The organism is Leptolyngbya sp. CCY15150 (genome assembly GCF_016888135.1).
In the GTDB taxonomy this organism is placed as follows: domain Bacteria; phylum Cyanobacteriota; class Cyanobacteriia; order RECH01; family RECH01; genus RECH01.
Map to the genome: position 1 here is coordinate 1 of NZ_JACSWB010000157.1, position 16,148 is coordinate 16,148.

Annotated in this window: 8 protein-coding genes and 1 other RNA gene; 6 read left to right on the top strand and 3 right to left on the bottom strand. The window is 56.3% G+C overall.

What is annotated here, in order from left to right; genetic code table 11:
* Positions 1-217 precede the first annotated feature (217 nt).
* The 3 genes from JUJ53_RS07645 to JUJ53_RS07655 form a co-directional block, all read right to left on the bottom strand.
* Positions 218-391: a hypothetical protein gene (locus JUJ53_RS07645; RefSeq protein WP_204151407.1), complete on the bottom strand. Its 174-nt coding sequence runs from the start codon at positions 389-391 to the stop codon at positions 218-220.
* 30 nt (positions 392-421) lie between these two features.
* Positions 422-6,874: a PAS domain S-box protein gene (locus JUJ53_RS07650; RefSeq protein WP_204151408.1), complete on the bottom strand. Its 6,453-nt coding sequence runs from the start codon at positions 6,872-6,874 to the stop codon at positions 422-424.
* 446 nt (positions 6,875-7,320) lie between these two features.
* Positions 7,321-7,959 carry a hypothetical protein gene (locus JUJ53_RS07655; protein WP_204151409.1) on the bottom strand — a complete coding sequence of 213 codons (639 nt, stop codon included), beginning with the start codon at positions 7,957-7,959 and terminating at the stop codon, positions 7,321-7,323.
* A 318-nt stretch (positions 7,960-8,277) separates the two neighbouring features.
* Here JUJ53_RS07655 and ssrS point away from each other — a divergent pair.
* The 6 genes from ssrS (at position 8,278) to JUJ53_RS07685 (ending at position 16,067) form a co-directional block, all read left to right on the top strand.
* Positions 8,278-8,459: non-coding RNA, 6S RNA (gene ssrS, locus JUJ53_RS07660), on the top strand.
* A gap of 304 nt (positions 8,460-8,763) precedes the next feature.
* Positions 8,764-9,486: a GUN4 domain-containing protein gene (locus JUJ53_RS07665; RefSeq protein WP_204151410.1), complete on the top strand. Its 723-nt coding sequence runs from the start codon at positions 8,764-8,766 to the stop codon at positions 9,484-9,486.
* A 152-nt stretch (positions 9,487-9,638) separates the two neighbouring features.
* Positions 9,639-11,477 (top strand): SUMF1/EgtB/PvdO family nonheme iron enzyme, encoded by a 1,839-nt coding sequence (locus JUJ53_RS25455; protein WP_204151411.1) that lies wholly within the window; start codon positions 9,639-9,641, stop codon positions 11,475-11,477.
* A 173-nt stretch (positions 11,478-11,650) separates the two neighbouring features.
* Entirely contained in the window at positions 11,651-12,028 is a 378-nt protein-coding gene (locus JUJ53_RS07675) for a hypothetical protein (RefSeq protein WP_204151412.1), read from the top strand.
* A 297-nt stretch (positions 12,029-12,325) separates the two neighbouring features.
* Positions 12,326-15,250 carry a tetratricopeptide repeat protein gene (locus JUJ53_RS07680; protein ID WP_204151413.1) on the top strand — a complete coding sequence of 975 codons (2,925 nt, stop codon included), beginning with the start codon at positions 12,326-12,328 and terminating at the stop codon, positions 15,248-15,250.
* Positions 15,251-15,419: 169 nt separating this feature from the next.
* Positions 15,420-16,067 carry a DUF3318 domain-containing protein gene (locus JUJ53_RS07685; RefSeq protein ID WP_204151414.1) on the top strand — a complete coding sequence of 216 codons (648 nt, stop codon included), beginning with the start codon at positions 15,420-15,422 and terminating at the stop codon, positions 16,065-16,067.
* Positions 16,068-16,148 lie beyond the last annotated feature (81 nt).

Genomic DNA, 16,148 nt, shown 5'->3' on the forward strand with positions numbered 1-16,148 from the left:
AATACGGCCTCTGTCAATGCGATGTTGAGTTTGCGTTGTGCCTACCTCAATGGGCAGCTTGCCTGTTGACTATTTTGTCGAAAGTGGGATGCTCCCGGGGGCGTTCGTCTAACCACGCTCCCCGCAGTTGCCAGAACAGCCAGAGTAAGAGAGTTCTCCCCCCTTTGCCGGGCTGGCAATGAACGCATTAACGAAAAATCGATAAATAGTGACGTTCCTATTCCCAAAAGCCCGTGAAGGTAAACGCCACCAAGTTTACGGGGTCGGAGTGGGGTTGCATGGTGGCTAGCATGGCCTGATGCAGGGCTTGGTCTTGGGTTGCCTCTAGCAGCAGGCAGCGATGAAAGACCGCCATCATCTGGGTCGTGGAGGCATCGGGCACCAAGGGCATGACCATCCTGAGGGGCGGCAGGTCTTTGCATCAGTGCATCTCATACTTACCCTCAGCCGTGATCACTTGATTTCGTCCTGCTGCCTTAGCCCGGTATAGGGCCGCATCAGCTGATTGAATCACCGCTCCCCCAGTTGTGCCGTGATCGGGGAAAACGGCTACTCCTAAGGAGACCGTAAGATTTTCCAACGTTCGCCCTCCATAGGACAGGCTGAGGTGATGGATGGCGTCACGAATTTTCTCGGCTTTAGCCAGGGCATCTATGAGGGAGGTTTCAGGGAGGACCAAGGTGAGTTCCTCACCGCCATAGCGGCAAGCAATGTCAGACCCACGGATGTGGTCTCCGATCACCTGGGCAATTGCCTTCAAAACGAAATCTCCGGCATCGTGCCCATGGGTATCATTAAAGACCTTGAAATGGTCAACATCGATCATGACCACAGCGGTCGGGTATTGATGTCGCTGGGCGCGGGCGATCTCAGCCTGTAGGGATTCTTCTAGGTAACGGCGGTTGAAAAGCCCCGTTAGGGCATCACGAATACTCTGATTTTGTAGAGTTTCGCGCAAGTTCAGGTTAGCGATCGCCAGACCCACCTGCTCTGCTACCGTGCGGGCTAGTTGCTGTTTGGGTAGGGGCAACCCTTCGGGACGCTTAGTGCTGAGGTAAAACATCCCCAGGGTTTCTCCCTGGGCGATCATGGGGATGCACAGGGTAACGAGGTCGGGCGGTGCGTCCTTAATGTGGTTGCAGTACAAACCTTGCCGGTCGGGAGTGATGCTGTGCCACCGGCCCCGTCGTAGAGCCCAGCAATCGTGGGGCTGAAAATCGGCAAGGGAGTGGAGGCTATCTCCCCAGCGGACTACGGCTTCGACGCGATTGCGAGATGCGCAGGTGATATGGAAACTGCCGGAGCAATTGGGAAACATAGGCTGTACCAGGGTTGAGATCACCGCACAGGCTTCTTCGAGGGTGCGGCAGGCCTGCAAAAAGTCGCTGGTTTCGCTCAGCATCAGCATTTCATCATTGCGCTGACGCAGCTCCCTGAGGTGGACTTCCATGGCACTGTTGACCTGCTGTAGGGCTTGCTCAGAGGCTTTAACCGCCGAGATGTCGCGGAAGGTGACGGCAAATCCATCGCCCAGCGGAACGGCAATATTTTCAAACCAGGTATCAAGGCCATCGTGCTGATAGTGAAACTGCCGCCGGACGGGGGTTCCCGTTTCAACTACCTGAATATAAAGGTCAAATAGCCCATCGGTGCGGTTGCCGGGTAAAACGTCCAGCATTCGTTGACCGATTAACTCATGCAGGGGTTTGTTGACAGACTGGCAGGCGGTGGGGTTACTCAACGTCCACGCAAAGTCAACAATCTGGCCCTGGTCATCGCGAAGGGAACGGAAGGCCATAACGCCATCGAGGGAGCTATTCAAGATGCCGCTGAGCTGAAGTTCCGACTGTTTTAGGGCCTCTTGGGTGTTAATCAGGGGCGTAATATCTGTTAATAGCCCAATCACCCCTTGCCATACACCTTCTTGATCAAAGATAGGCGTTCCCGAAATCAGGGTCCACAGATCAGAACCGTCTTGACGGAGAAATTTGAAGGAATGTTGTTCCTGGATTCCCTCCTGGCGGCGCGCGAAATAGTCTTGGGCCGTGACTTGATCGTCAGGGGTCATGAAATCTAAGAACGACTGGTGCTGCATCGTTTCGATGTCATAGCCTAACATCTCCGCCATGCGCTGGTTGACAAAGGTGGTCTTACTGTCAGCATCCAGTATCCAGACCCCCTCCAGGGTAGTTTCGATGATATTGCGGTAGCGGGCCTCGCTCTCCTGCAGGGCTAGTTCCTGGCGTTTGTTGTCGGATATATCGAGATGGCTGCCCACCATGCGTACCACCTGGCCATCGGCATCCTTCAGGTGGATGGCGCGGGACAGAACGAAAACCGTCGAGCCCTCTTTGTGGCGGAACCGCTGCACCGTTTTAAATTGGTCTACTTGGCCGCTGTTGTAGTCTTCGACCAGTTGTAGGGCCGCGATGCGGTCTGCTTCAAAAATGACCGAATCCCACATCTCAAAGGTATTGTCAAGTTCATGGTCGCCATAGCCGAGCATCTCTTTCCACCGGGGGGAGAAGTAGACGTCGTTGGTGGTGATATCCCAATCCCAGAAGCCTTCGGAGGAGGCTTGCAGCACCAGTTCTAGCTGGTCTTTGGCCTGTTTTAGATCCTGGGCAGATTGTTTGATGGAGGTGATATCGAAGTTGACACCAATTAGCCGCTGGGCCTCTCCGTGCTCGTTCCGCTGAATTTTGGCACCAGACTGCACCCAATGGACTGAACCGTCAGACCACACAATGCGGTACTGAATGTCGCAACTGTGGTTCTTCGGGTCAGCTAGACATTGTTCGCTCTGGGCCTGCACCGTGGCGGCATCGTCGGGATGGAGGCGGTTTTTGAAGTCCTGTTGGTGGCCAGAAAAGTCCTCTGGAGCGAGGCCGTAAATCTGGAGCATACGGTCATCCCAGAGCAGGGTGTCGGTGACAACATCCCACTCCCAGATGCCGATTTGGGCCGACTGTACGGCCAGTGTGAGCCGGGTGGATAGATTTTGCAGTTGGATTTCAGCTTGTTTGCGGCTAGTAATGTCCCGCACCATCACCAGCACTTCACTGTCTGAAAGCGGCGAGATGCGGGCTTCTTCGTAGTAGGTTTGGTGGTTTTGGGTAAAGGAATATTCTTGTTTTTGCGGCTGTCCGGTAGAGATGGCGATTTGTGCCAGATGAATACGTTCCTGGCCGATGTCAGTAGGCATAATGTCGAGAACGCTGTGCCCCTTAATGGGGTCTTCGTCTTCAAGACCTAAGCAGTGCACATTGCCAGTATTGATGACATCGATCTGCACGCCATCCTGCCGCATCCGGACTAAAAAGTCGGGAATGGCCTGAATTAAGGCGCGATTGGTTGCTTCGCTCTGCCGTAGGGATTCTTCGGCCTGTTGACGCTGGGTGATATCAATATGGCAGCCAATCATCCGTAGAGGGTTGCCCGCGTCATCCCAGTCGATCACCTGCCCTGAGCAAAGAATCCAAACGGTAGAACCCTCTTTATGGCGATAGCGCACCTCGTTGTAGTAAGGCTCTGTGCCGTGGCTCTGGACGTGGCGGTTGAACTGTTCCAGTACCACCGGCAGATCTTCTGGAAAGATCAGGTCTTGCCAGGTCTGGGGAGAATTAATCAGCTCGTGGTCTGCGTAACCCAGCATTTGCTTAAAGCCAGGACTCAAATATTCCTCATCATCAGCGATATGCCAGTCCCAGTAACCCGCCAGCACGATGTTTAAAATTTGCTCCAGCAGGCTCAATTCTTGCTCGGTCTGTTGGGCCTGCTGCCGCTCGGTTTCAATCTGTTTGTGTTCGGTAATATCGGTGATGGTGCCAACATAGCCTAATAGATCGCCAGCGGCGTTGTACTCGGCCACGGCCTGTCCATACACCCATGACACCGTGCCATCCGTAGACTGGAAACGGTATTCCAGTTCAAACGGTCTTCCCTGCTGGGCTGCTTGGGTCCAGGTACTAAACACGGCTTCCCGATCATCGGGGTAAAGCGCCTGTGCCCATCCTTCCCCCAGGGCCTCTTGCTGGGTTAACCCGGCAAGCTGTTCCCACCGTTGATTGGTGTAGATGCAGTGGCCATTGGCATCAGTACGGAAAATGCCTACGGGCACCGCTGCTACTAAGCTGGCGTAGCGTTGCTCACTATCATGGAGGCGTGTTATGGCTTTGGCTTTTTCGCGCTCCAGCTGCTTTTTCTCCGTCAGGTCTTGCACGATGTAGGAGCAACGGGGGCGGTCATCGTTGCCCTGACCCACAAAGGACACCGTCACCAGCAGATTGTGTTGATCGGCCGGCGTGATGTGGGTGTAATCGAACTGTACCGGGCGCTGCTGCTGTTGGCTCTGGCGATAGTGTGTCAGCCAAAGTTGGATCACCTCAGCCGGTAACCCTACCTCGCTGGCCCAATGGTTGGCCAAGGCGGCGGCGGTCAGTCCAAAAAAGGAAAGCGCTGCCGGATTGTCGGACAGATGGAGAATGTCATGATCGGAAATTTCCACCAGCCCCATCAGCAGCGGCGAGGTGTCGTAAAAAATTCGCAGGGTTTCGGCCTGGTCACGAATCAGGGTTTCGGCCTGTTGCTGGTCAGTAATGTCGATGGCGATCCCGCCAACTGCGGTGACTTGCCCCTCGGTATACACCGGGAACTTCCGCACCAGAAAAGTATGGAGGGTGCCATCGGGGGCTGTGCCCGGTTCGATGGTTTCAACCACCTGCCCAGTGTCTAATACCTGTTGGTTGGCCTGCCGATAGGTCTGGGCAAACTCGGGCGGGAATAGATCGGCAATGACCTGACCCAGGGCCGCTGTTTTGCTCTGCCCCACAAAGGTAAACCAGGCCTCGTTGCCGTATTCAACCCGCCCCTCGCGGCTGACGATCCAGCTCAGCAGGGGGGCATTGTCCATAAAGCGCTGAAAACGATCCTGGCTAGCTCTCAGGGCGCTTTCAGCTTGCTGGCGCAGGCGTTCATCGCGCTTTTGGGCGGTAATGTCGCGGGCAATTTTTGAGGCCCCGACGACTGCACCGTTTTCGCCATAAATCGGCGAGACGGTGAGGGAGACATCCACGAGGTGCCCATCTTGGTGTCGCCGCTGGGTTTCGTAGGTTTTGACTCGCTGACCCTGGCGAATCCGCGCCAGAATTTGGGCGGCCTCATCCCGATGATCAGGGGGAATGATGGCGGTAATTGGCTGGCCGATTATCTCTGCGGCGGTGTAGCCAAAGATGGCTTCGGCGGCGTGGTTCCAACTGGTGACGATGCCATCGGACGTTTTGCTGATAATGGCATCTTGCGACGACGCCACGATCGCCCCAAGCTGTTGCAGCCGAGCCTGGTCTCGTAAGCGGTCGGCGGTGGCCTGCTGGCGCTCGGTTATGTCCAGAATCACGGCTAAAAAGCGTGACTCAGCCCCGTGATGGGTTAACTGCAGGTGCACATCCACCGGGTAACGGCTGCCGTCTGACCGTTGATGGACGCTTTCGAAGTTCATTTTGGCGACTTCCTGGCGGCGCAGGGGGGTGATCAGGGTTTCAAACTCTGGCAACGTCAGGTCTGGTTTGATATCAACGGCGGTCATCTGCTGCAGTTGCTCTAGGCTGTAGCCCAGGTTGCGCAGCCCCCCCTGGTTGACGTACTCAAATTTCAACGTGTCGGCATTGAACAGGTAAATTTCGTTCAGGCTGGCTTCGAGCATGTTGAGCAGGCGGGTGCGATCGCCCTCGGCCTGGAGGCGATCGCTAATATCCACCCCAGAGGGAATCAGGTGGGTAATTTCTCCTGTCCTGGGGTGTCGTAGCGGCTTCAGGGCGAAGTCGATGGTGATGAGCTGACCGCCCTGCATCTGCACCGGAATATCAAAGTGCGTCATGGTTCCCTGGTTCGCAGCTTCAATAGCCGATCGAATGGTGGCCTGGGCTTCGGAAGAGTAGGCCCACCAGTAGGCGTCGGCAAAGGGTTTACCAATCACATCGTCGCGGGTGAGACCAGCCATGTCTAGGAGAGCCTGGTTGGATTCCACTAAAATACCGTCGGGGGTCATCACCCCCACAAAGGCAAACAGACTGTTGAGCACCTGTTGTAAAAAGGCTTCACGCTGAATCACCTCAGCCGCCACCTGATTACGCTCTTGAATCTTGGCAATCAGCTTTTGATTCACCGCTCGCAGGGTACGGTTGGCGTCTTCCAACTTTTGATTGGCTGCTTCCAGAGCCTGGTTGACCTGGGCCAGTTCGCGGGTGCGAGCCGCGACGTCGGCTTCTAGGGTGGTGTTTGCAATTTTCAGTTGGTCAATCAATGCTGCCTGGTGAATGGCAATGCCCACCTGCATCGCCAGCAGTTGTAGCCCTTCGATCTCCACATCCTGCCAGGGGCGGGGAGCCTGACAGTGGTGGGCAATTAGCAGGCCCCAGAGAGTATTCTCCTTTAGGATGGGAATCACCAGATTGGCCTGCACCTGAAAGCTGGCTAAAAACTCGGCATGGCAGGGGGTGAGGTTGGCTTTAGCAATATCTTCGACAGCGAAATAGCGTTTCTCCTGGTAGGGTTCTAGCCAGCTGGATTCAAAGCAGGGATCGTGAACTACCCGATCAACCACCGACCACTGGGGCTCAGAGACAGACTCGACCACCACACGACCGCTCCAATCGGGTTCGAACCGGTAGAGTAAGACGCGATCGCACCCCAGCAGCTGATGCACTTCATCCACCGTCGTCTGCAGGATTGCCCTCAGCTCTAGGGTCTGACGGATGCGCAGGGCAACCGCGTTAACCAGGTGATCCCAGGAGAGACAGGTCTCGAAGGTACGAACACACGTAGAGCATCCTGGGCTTGTCGTACAAGGCTTTTGGAACCCGACTGCGTCATTCATGATGCTCCCCTTAGATGGTTCATCGTTAACGGGTGTATCCCGGCTATGTAAGGCTCACCCAAGGGGAACCAAGCTACTCCCCTACCCCACTTCTCCCGTTGTGGAATAAGAGAATCTGCCCTCCATATTCCTCTCTCAATCTATGGAGGAATATGGAGGGCGATGGTGACACCAGTGGGATGAGCCCATGGTTAACTGTATGTTATTAGTTCCCTGTAAAGCTTATAAAACTTCACTGTAGTAGCAAAACTTTAGGCGTTGCGCAGTAGAGAATGATTTAAGTGACGGTAAGTACCCAGAGAGTCCTAGCCTGCATTGTTCAGGGGAACAACCAGCGGTGTGGAAAGAGACCTCTCCCTTCAGCGAAGGGAGAGGAAAGTGTCATGAAAGAGAAGACATCTGCTCAAAGTACGTTGTCCTCGTTAAGGCGGTGAACATAGCCCGCCCTAGGATGTCATCTCCCCATGGCGTTTGGGTAATCCTAAAAGCGTTGCTAAGACCAGTCCAGACAGGCTGCTAGCGATCGCTACTCCGGCGAGGAGAGGCATCAGGGTCAAGAGGCGGCTCCCGATCGGTGTCACGTTAGGCAACAGCCGCTCGATGGGCCAGGGCAGGAAGCCCACCGTCAGCCCCAAGCCCCAAGCCAAGGCTGATCCTGGCACCCATATCCAGCTATGGCGGCAGTGGCGACGCAGCACCCACCACTGGGCCAGGCCCATGACGCCTCCCACCCATAAACCACTCATCAATCCACTGAACCATTGGACAGCGATCGCTGCTTGAGCCTGGGTCAAAGAAGCAATCAGCATCCAGCCTAAAATCATCCCGGTGTAGAAACTGATGACTAACCCTAGCGTGGTTGCCCATAGCCACCGATTGCCATGACGCATATGGGGACGCAGCACCCACCCTTGCCCCAGTCCCACCATCCAACTGCTCAGCAATAACCCAGCGATGCTGGGCCCTTGGATGGTGATCATCAACCCCATGTTGACCACCAGCATCCACAAAACGCTGGCGATCGTGACTAGCGTCCACCGCAGCCAAAATCGTTGATTTGCGACCCAGGGGGCTAGAGAGGGCATAGGGTAAGAGGGTAGCTGAATCAATGCGAGCGATCGCTAGGGTGTGAGATCTTGGATTGGCAGGGATGAGTCATCCAAGGGACAAAAATTTATCTCAGCATAACCGATGGCCCTAGAAAGCATTGCCAAGACTAGTCCAGACAGAGCGCTAGCGATCGCTACTCCGGCGAGGAACGGCATCAGAGTCTAGAGGCGGCTTCCGATCCATGTCACGTTAGGCAACAGCCGCTCGATAGTCACTATTCACTCACGCAGTATGAGCAAAATGGGTGGCCCCGGTTGCGATCGCCTGGGTAGACCCTCTAGAATGGGAGACAAGTTCTACTACGGCGTTGGTGACTGCCAATAGTGTTTTATGATCTATGCCTTTTGAATAAGGGAGCTTAATCACGTTCGATGGCAGTAAACCGGGCATGACCCGGAAACTTAAAATCGGGCTTACGTTCCCACCTGGATTTTCCAGGTCAAAAACTGAGGTAAGACGGCGTTGTGGGGGACTTACTTAAAATTTTCCCAACCATGGAAGGGGGTGAGGATGAACTGCGTTCGTCTCGCCCCCTTCTTTTGTGGTTGCGATCGCATTCTGTCTGGAAATGGGTATCCGAAACCTTAGGTGAGCCGTTAAAGTAGAGAGTTGAGGATGAAAATCCTACCTGAGTTTCACACCAAGGGCTACTGCCTTGCCCTACCGACGTTGAGTATAGGTTCGGTCTTGGTTGGACACTCCTATGAACCCTAGGCAACAGTCATGCCGGTTCATAGCCCCACTGTTCCCATATATCCCGTGCCCTAACTCTGTTTTTTATGACTGCTGTGCAAGATCATCTTCCCACCTCCATAGACGAACTCCAGGCTCAGCTAGAGTCTTCCAGCCTACCCAAGCAACTGCAACAGCTCAGCGATATTGCCGCCGCCGGTGAGCCAGGGTTGTCGCTGTTTATGGACTTTTTGCGCGATCGCCCTCCCAGCGATCGCCCCTCTGAAGTGATCATCCGAGGCACCATGTATCAATACCTGGTGGCCGATCGCCGCGACACCACCCAAGCTTTCCTTCAGCAGCACTTGCCCGACGGCGTCGTGGCCCTAGAGAGCGATCGCTCCATCGACTACCGTCCTCTGCAACAGCTTCTGGCCCAGCAAGACTTTGAAGAAGCCGATCGGGTGACGCTGCAAAAAATGTGTGAACTATCAGGCGAAACAGCGATCGCCCGTAAATGGCTCTATTTCACCGAAGTGGATGGTTTCCCGATCAGCGATCTTTGCACCATCGATCGCCTGTGGCTGGCCCATTCCCAAGGTAAATTTGGCTTCTCGGTGCAGCGAGAGCTATGGCTGGGCAGCGGCAAAAACTGGGATGTTCTCTGGTCAAAAATTGGCTGGCGTACGGAGAAACTCTGGACGCGCTATCCCAATGAATTCACCTGGGATCTATCTGCCCCCCGCGGCCACTTGCCGCTCACGAACCAGTTGCGCGGTGTGCGGGTGATGGCAGCGTTGATGAAACATCCCGCATGGAGCGATCGCTAGAGGTTTAACGCGTTACGCTGGCGCTTTAGCGAAGCCATGTCGCAGGCTATAGCATCCTACCGATCCATAAGGATTTCTGCTTCATAAAGAATACGGAACACCACCCGTAACCTGGTTTAAACTAAGGCGGCACCCCTGACGATCGCTGCTCCATGACCAGAAACTGGGCCATCTGCATTGGTATTAACGATTACTACAACCTCCAGCCGCTTCAGTATGCGGTGCAGGATGCGATCGCTGTGCGAGATTTTTTTCTCACCACGGTCAAGTTCGAGCAGGTCTTTTACTTTGCCGATGATTCGCCGCCCATCCAGACGCCTCGGGGAGAGATGCGATCGCTGCCCACGTTTGGCAACCTGAAGCGCTTTTTTCGGGAACGGTTTCAGCAACCGTTTTTGGAGACGGGGGACAATTTTTGGTTTTTCTTTGCCGGCCATGGCGAACTGCATGAGGGCCACGACTACCTGATGCCCATTGATGTGGATCCGGGCAATATTGCCGAAACGGCTCTGCGGGTGAGTGATGTGACCGCCTGTCTGCGCAACTGCGGAGCGGATAATACAATTTTGCTGTTGGATGCCTGCCGCAGCCAGGGTCGCCGTCAGGGGACGGGTCTGGGAACGGAGGAGCAGCAGGGGATGGTGACGATCTATAGCTGTAGCCCTCGGGAAGCGTCCTATGAACTTGAGGCGCTGGGGCACGGTTCCTTTACCCATGCGCTGCTAGAGGGACTGACGCTTCAAGGGGCGAACAATTGCGCCACGGTGGAACGGTTGAACCTGCATCTGCGGTATCAGGTGCCGAACCTGAATGCCCGGCATGGCAAGCCAAAGCAGACGCCCTATACGGCCGTGGAGCCGCTGTCGAAGAATTATCTAATCTTGCTGCCAGAGCAGGCGACGGTGCAGGATGTGCTGACGCTGAAATCGGAAGCGCAGGATGCGGAGCTGAATAATCAGCTTGACTTGGCGAAACAGCTTTGGATTCGGGTGCTGGGAGCATCAAGGGCAGATCTTCAAGCTATTACTGCACTAGAGCGAATTGCTCTAAAGCGGGTTCGTGAATTCAGTTCTCCCAAGCCAACTTCCTCAGTAGCCGGACAGCGTAGCCAAGAGCGTGCTTCTACCCCCGTGGTTGAATTTGAGGTAGCAACGCTCGAAATTGCTCCAGGATTGTTTGGCTTGGGAACTAAGCTAGTCCGCCAGACTCGTCAGGGTCGCACTGAGTACCGTCAAGAATCGTTAGGTCAAGGGGTGACGCTAGATCTGATGTTGATGCCTAGCGGTACGTTTACTATGGGTTCTCCTGATGGTGAGGGATACAAGGACGAACAGCCCCAGCATTCAGTCACTATTGCGTCCTTTTGGATGGGCAAATATCCCGTGACCCAGAGTCAATGGCGTACTGTCTCAGCCCTGCCTAGGATCGAACGTGATCTTGATGTCGATCCAGCCAGCTTTAAGGGGGACAATCGCCCGGTGGAGAAAGTGAGCTGGTATGATGCGGTGGAATTTTGCCAGAGACTGTCAAAGCATACGGAGCGAGAGTATCGCCTGCCCAGTGAAGCCGAGTGGGAATATGCCTGTCGGGCTGGGACTACAACGCCATTTTATGTTGGCCCAACGATCACCACAGATTTAGCGAATTATAACGGCAACTATACCTATAGCAATGGTTCGACGGGAATCTATCGAGAAGAAACAACCGAGGTCGGCAGCTTCCCGGCTAACGCCTTTGGCCTGTACGATATGCATGGCAATGTTTGGGAGTGGTGCCTCGATCACTGGCATGATACGTATCAAGATGCTCCAACTGACGGCAGTGCTTGGGTGGCGGGTGGCGATAATGCTTTGAGAGTGCTGCGGGGCGGTTCGTGGAGCGGCAATCCGAGGAACTGCCGCTCGGCGAATCGTGGTTGGTTCGGTCCGGGCGGCAGGTACAACTACGTCGGGTTTCGGGTTGTCGTCTCCTCGGCGTGGGCTCTTTCATAGCCCTTTACACTTTTTAACTCTTTCCCTTTACACTTCTTCATGGTTTCGCGCTGTGCGCGATCGATTTTTTTTGCGATTTGGGTGATGTAGAAGAGCGCTACTGCTGACGAGTTAGATTTGATTGTCCCCGATCGGGATCTGAAATAATGATGGGTAAAACGAGGCGATAGACCATGGCAGACGGCGATCAGCTTTGGATTTTGACCGAGATTGAAGACATCGACGAAACCGTGATCATTGAAGGGCAGCGATCGGGTCGGCGGGATACGGGAGGCGGCTTTGATCCAGTCGACACCGTGGAGCAAACCACCACCGTCACGCGCCGCAAGCGGGTATCGATTGATGCTCAGCTTGTGAAAACTCAGATGGAAAGTATGCTGGCGATCGTCAATGACCTCTTCAGCCAAGCGGAGACCACCACGGGATTGCGCCTCGATGAAGTGGAATTGTCGGTGGATATTAGTGCCGAGGGTCAGATCAGCATCATCGGCAATGGTGGCAAGCTGGGCAATAGCGGCGGCATTAAACTGAAATTCACCCGTCCGGTGTAGGGTTTTCAAAGCCCCTCTACCGACCTGGGAAAGGAGTTTGGGGTGAGGGTCTTGGAGTTGCGTTTGTTCGGGAGCGATCGCCCTTGATAAGCTGCGCCACCCTTTCCCCCTCATCCCCCAGCCCCTTCTCCCACAAGGGTAGAAGGGGAGCAAGAGTGCAGAGAATGGGTTGCTTTCAAAGCCCCTCTACCGTTCTGGGAGATGGGTTTGGGGTGAGGGTCTTCTGCTCTCTCATCCTGATCATGAGCTGCATGGAATGTAGGAAGGAAGCAGCTTGCATCGGAGATAGACGAGGATATGCGTGCTTCACAGGTTACGGCTTGCACGTTGACCGCGATCGCTTGGGGCGTAGGACAAGGGGCAACGGCCCACGGTCAGAGCGTACCAGAGGCTCCCCCAGAGCCCGTTCCCGTTTATCCGGGGCAGACATCAGAGTTCGAGTCGATGGGAACGGGGATCGTGCCCCCTGAGGGAGAGGTGTATCAAGAATTTTCCCCCGTGGAGAAGCTGGAGGCGGAGGTTCAGGAGCAGGCTGAGGAGCCGGCGGTTGAGGTAGAGGATCCTGTGGAGGATGAGCCCATCCAGGATCGGCAGGAGCGATCGCCCCTCCCGACTGTTGAGGAACCCAAGGAACCGCCGGCCCCGTTGCCGGTCTCGGAACCCGCTCCGGTTGTTTCATCCTACGATCGCCCTGTGGCCATGCCTGCAACCCAACCGGTGGATCAGTGGCGGCAGGGCAGTGGTTTGGCTAAGGTTGTGGCCCATGGGGGCGATCGCGTCCCCGACTCGGAACCCATGGTGCGCACCCAAAATACCTGCGGGCGATCGCCTCAGGCGGTACCCATTCCTAGCCTGGCCCAGCGCATGGCGGAACGTCTGCAGCGCAATCGGCGGGATAACGGTTCGGCAGCCGATTGCCCTTTTCCCAAATTCACCACTACCAAAGTTCTCTATCCCGCTGCTAAGGCCAATGGATCAGGAGCGATCGCCCCCACCTCTCCCCTTGGGCGTCTGGCGGCAGGAACCTGGCGATTTCCCTTGTCCATCGACGCGCCGGTTACCTCGTCGTTTGGTTGGCGGATTCACCCCATCTCGGGCGATCGCCGCTTCCATGACGGCGTAGACTTTGGCGCACCGGAGGGTACACCCGTGTTAGCTGCGGCAGCCGGACAGGTGCAGTCGGCGGGCTGGATGGGAGGCTATGGGCTGACGGTGGTGGTAGACCACGGCTCTTCCCAGCAGACGCTCTATGCCCACTTGTCTAAGATTGTGGTGGAGCCAGGGCAGCGCGTTGAGGGTGGTGCCTTGCTGGGGCAGGTGGGCAGTACGGGTAATTCCACTGGGCCCCACCTGCATTTTGAGCAGCGTCGCTTGTTGGATCACCAGTGGGTGGCGGTGGAGCCTTTGGGGGCCGATAGTGCCGATGGTGTAGAACTACCAGGGTCGGAAACCGTGGTCTTGGCTGCGGCTACGTCGGGTATGGATGCAGCGGTGCAGGCCCTGCCCACCGTGCGGGTCGCCGCTACGCCCACGAGCCTAGCTCCTTGCAAAGACTCCTGCGGAGAAGCGCCCACCTTGCAGGCCGTTGCCCTGCCCAGTTTGCCACCCCTGCCGGAGGTGCCCGATGGGCCTTTCCTGCCCTCCACTACGCCGGTAGTGGAACTCTCCCAAGCGCCCCAGCCCTTGGCAGATCGGGATTCCCAATCTTTTGTCGGCTGGCTAGAGGACTGTCAGGCCTTGATCGATCAGGGTGACTATGGTCAGGCCTTGGCCACCTGCGATCGCGCCATCTCCATCAATCCGCGCAATGCCGAAGCCTGGCTGAGTCGCGGGCGACTGCTGATGTCCTTGGGGCGTTATCCAGAAGCGATCGCTGCCCTCACCTATGTGCTGCACCATGAGCCGAACTCGTCTCAGGTGCTCACCGATCGCTGCAGTGCCTATGCCCGCCATGGCAATGTGATCAGCGCTGTGCGGGACTGCGATCGCGCTTTGGAACTGAATCAAGAGTGGGGCGATCGCTCCCCAGCGTTGGCCTACCAACATCGAGGTTTACTCTATTTACAAGCAGGCGATTACGACCAAGCGATCGCCGACTTTAATCAGATCCTGGCCCAAGACCCCGACCATTCCCTAGCCTTGACCTATCGCTGTCGAGGGGAGCTGGGGCTGGGGCAAACCGAAACGGCCTTAGCCTCCTGCGATCGCGCCCTGGAGCTGGATCGCCAGTGGGGCGATACCTCCCCCGCCTTGGCTTGGTACCATCGCGGGTTGGTGCTCACTCAGCTTGAACGTCCCACCGATGCCCTTGCCGCCTACGACCAAGCGATCGCCCTCGAACCCGGTCAGGCGTCGTTATGGACGCATCGCGGCTTGCTCCTAGAACGCTTGGATCGGTTCGATGCGGCCCTCATCTCTCTCCAGCAAGCCACCCAGCTAGCTCCCAAGTCTTCCCTGGCCTGGCTGCATCAGGCCACGGTGCTGAATCGTCTCGACCAGCCGCAGTCCGCCTTGGTGGCCGTTGAGCAGTCCCTGCAGGGCGATGGGCAATGGGGTGATCAGGACATCACCGAGGCCTGGACGGCCCAGGCCCAAGCCTATGTCGGTCTGCAGCGCTACGAGGAAGCGATCGCTGCTGCCGATCAGGTGATCAGCCACCAGCCCAGCCATGGGCCAGCCTGGGGCCATCGAGCCGTGGCTCTGGGGCAGTTGGGGCGGACGGGAGAGGCCCTAGCGGCCATCAGCCAAGCCCTAGAGGTTCAGCCCCAATCCCCCGATCTTTGGTTACAGCAGGGGCAGATTCTTAGCCTGACCGGGCAGGAAGCAGAAGCGATCGCTGCCTATGACCAAGCGCTCAGCCACAACCCGTCCCGTTCCCTGAAACTGGATCTGTTGACCCAACGCAGTCGCGTCCTGTGGCGCTTGGGTCAGTTCGACGCAGCCCTAGCCACAACCCAGGAGGTGCTCAACCTCGATCCCACGTCCCTTGAGGGATGGCACATTCAGGGCATGGTGTTGCTATCCCTCAACCGTCATGCCGAGGCGATCGCTGCCTATGACTACGCGATCGCTCTGGATCCCAAGAGCATTCAAGCCTGGACAGGCCGCGGCTCTGCCCTGCGCTTTGCCGGTCAGGAAGATGCCGCCCAGCAGGCCTTCCGGCAAGCCGACGATCTCCGGCAAGCCCTGCGGCCAAACGCTCCAGCGCCGTCGCCCTCCTGAGTGGCGAGTTCATACGATAGGATAGACATAGGGTGAGGGCGATCGCTCCCCAGATGCTCCTGAACGTTGGCAGGAATCCTCGTCTCGTATGCAGGGCTACAGTTGGGGTAAGGTGCGATCGTTATGATGCACACCGAACCCGGTTATCTCATAGTCGAAGGTTAGGTATATGACCTCATTTGCCAGTTCCACTGCCCGGTCAGATCTAAGCGAGTTACGTCGCCTCAAAGGCCTCCTCCCCCCTGAGCTGCGGAGTTGGGTCACCGTTGAAGCCGCCATTGATGTGACACCACCGCTGATCACCTCCGAAGAAATTGGTAAAGATCAGGTTGAGGTGCAGATCGACTTAGAAAAGTGGGATGCCCTAGCCATTGATCAGCGTAATTTACTGTTTTGGCATGAAGTTGCCCGCATCCAAAACGACACCATTCCTCGGGATGGCTGGGAAATGGCGGCCCTTGCCATTGGTCTTGGGGGTGCGGTGGGAGAACTGTGGGTGCAGGATGGCCTCCTCCTTGTCCTAGCCCTAGCGCTCTGCGGCTTCTCAGGATTCCGTCTCTATCAACGCAACAACGGCAGTAAGGTGTTGCGGGAAGCCATTGATGCCGATGAAAAAGCGATCGCCCTGGCCACTCGGTTTGGCTATACCCTGCCCAATGCCTACAAGAGCCTGGGAAGCGCCCTCAAGGTGTTGGTGGAGCAAACGCCGAAAAAACGCGCTCGCCGTAAATATCAATCTCGCCTAGATGCCCTGAAAAAGAGCGCCGCTCGGGCGAAATCCAAGGCCAAGTCCATGCGCAGCGAACCTGCCTATTAAGGCAAGACTGCCTGAGATGCCAAGGGGGAAGGTTAGGATAGGAATGGCGCAGTTCTCTAGCCCGCGCGGCGGTGAGGGAAT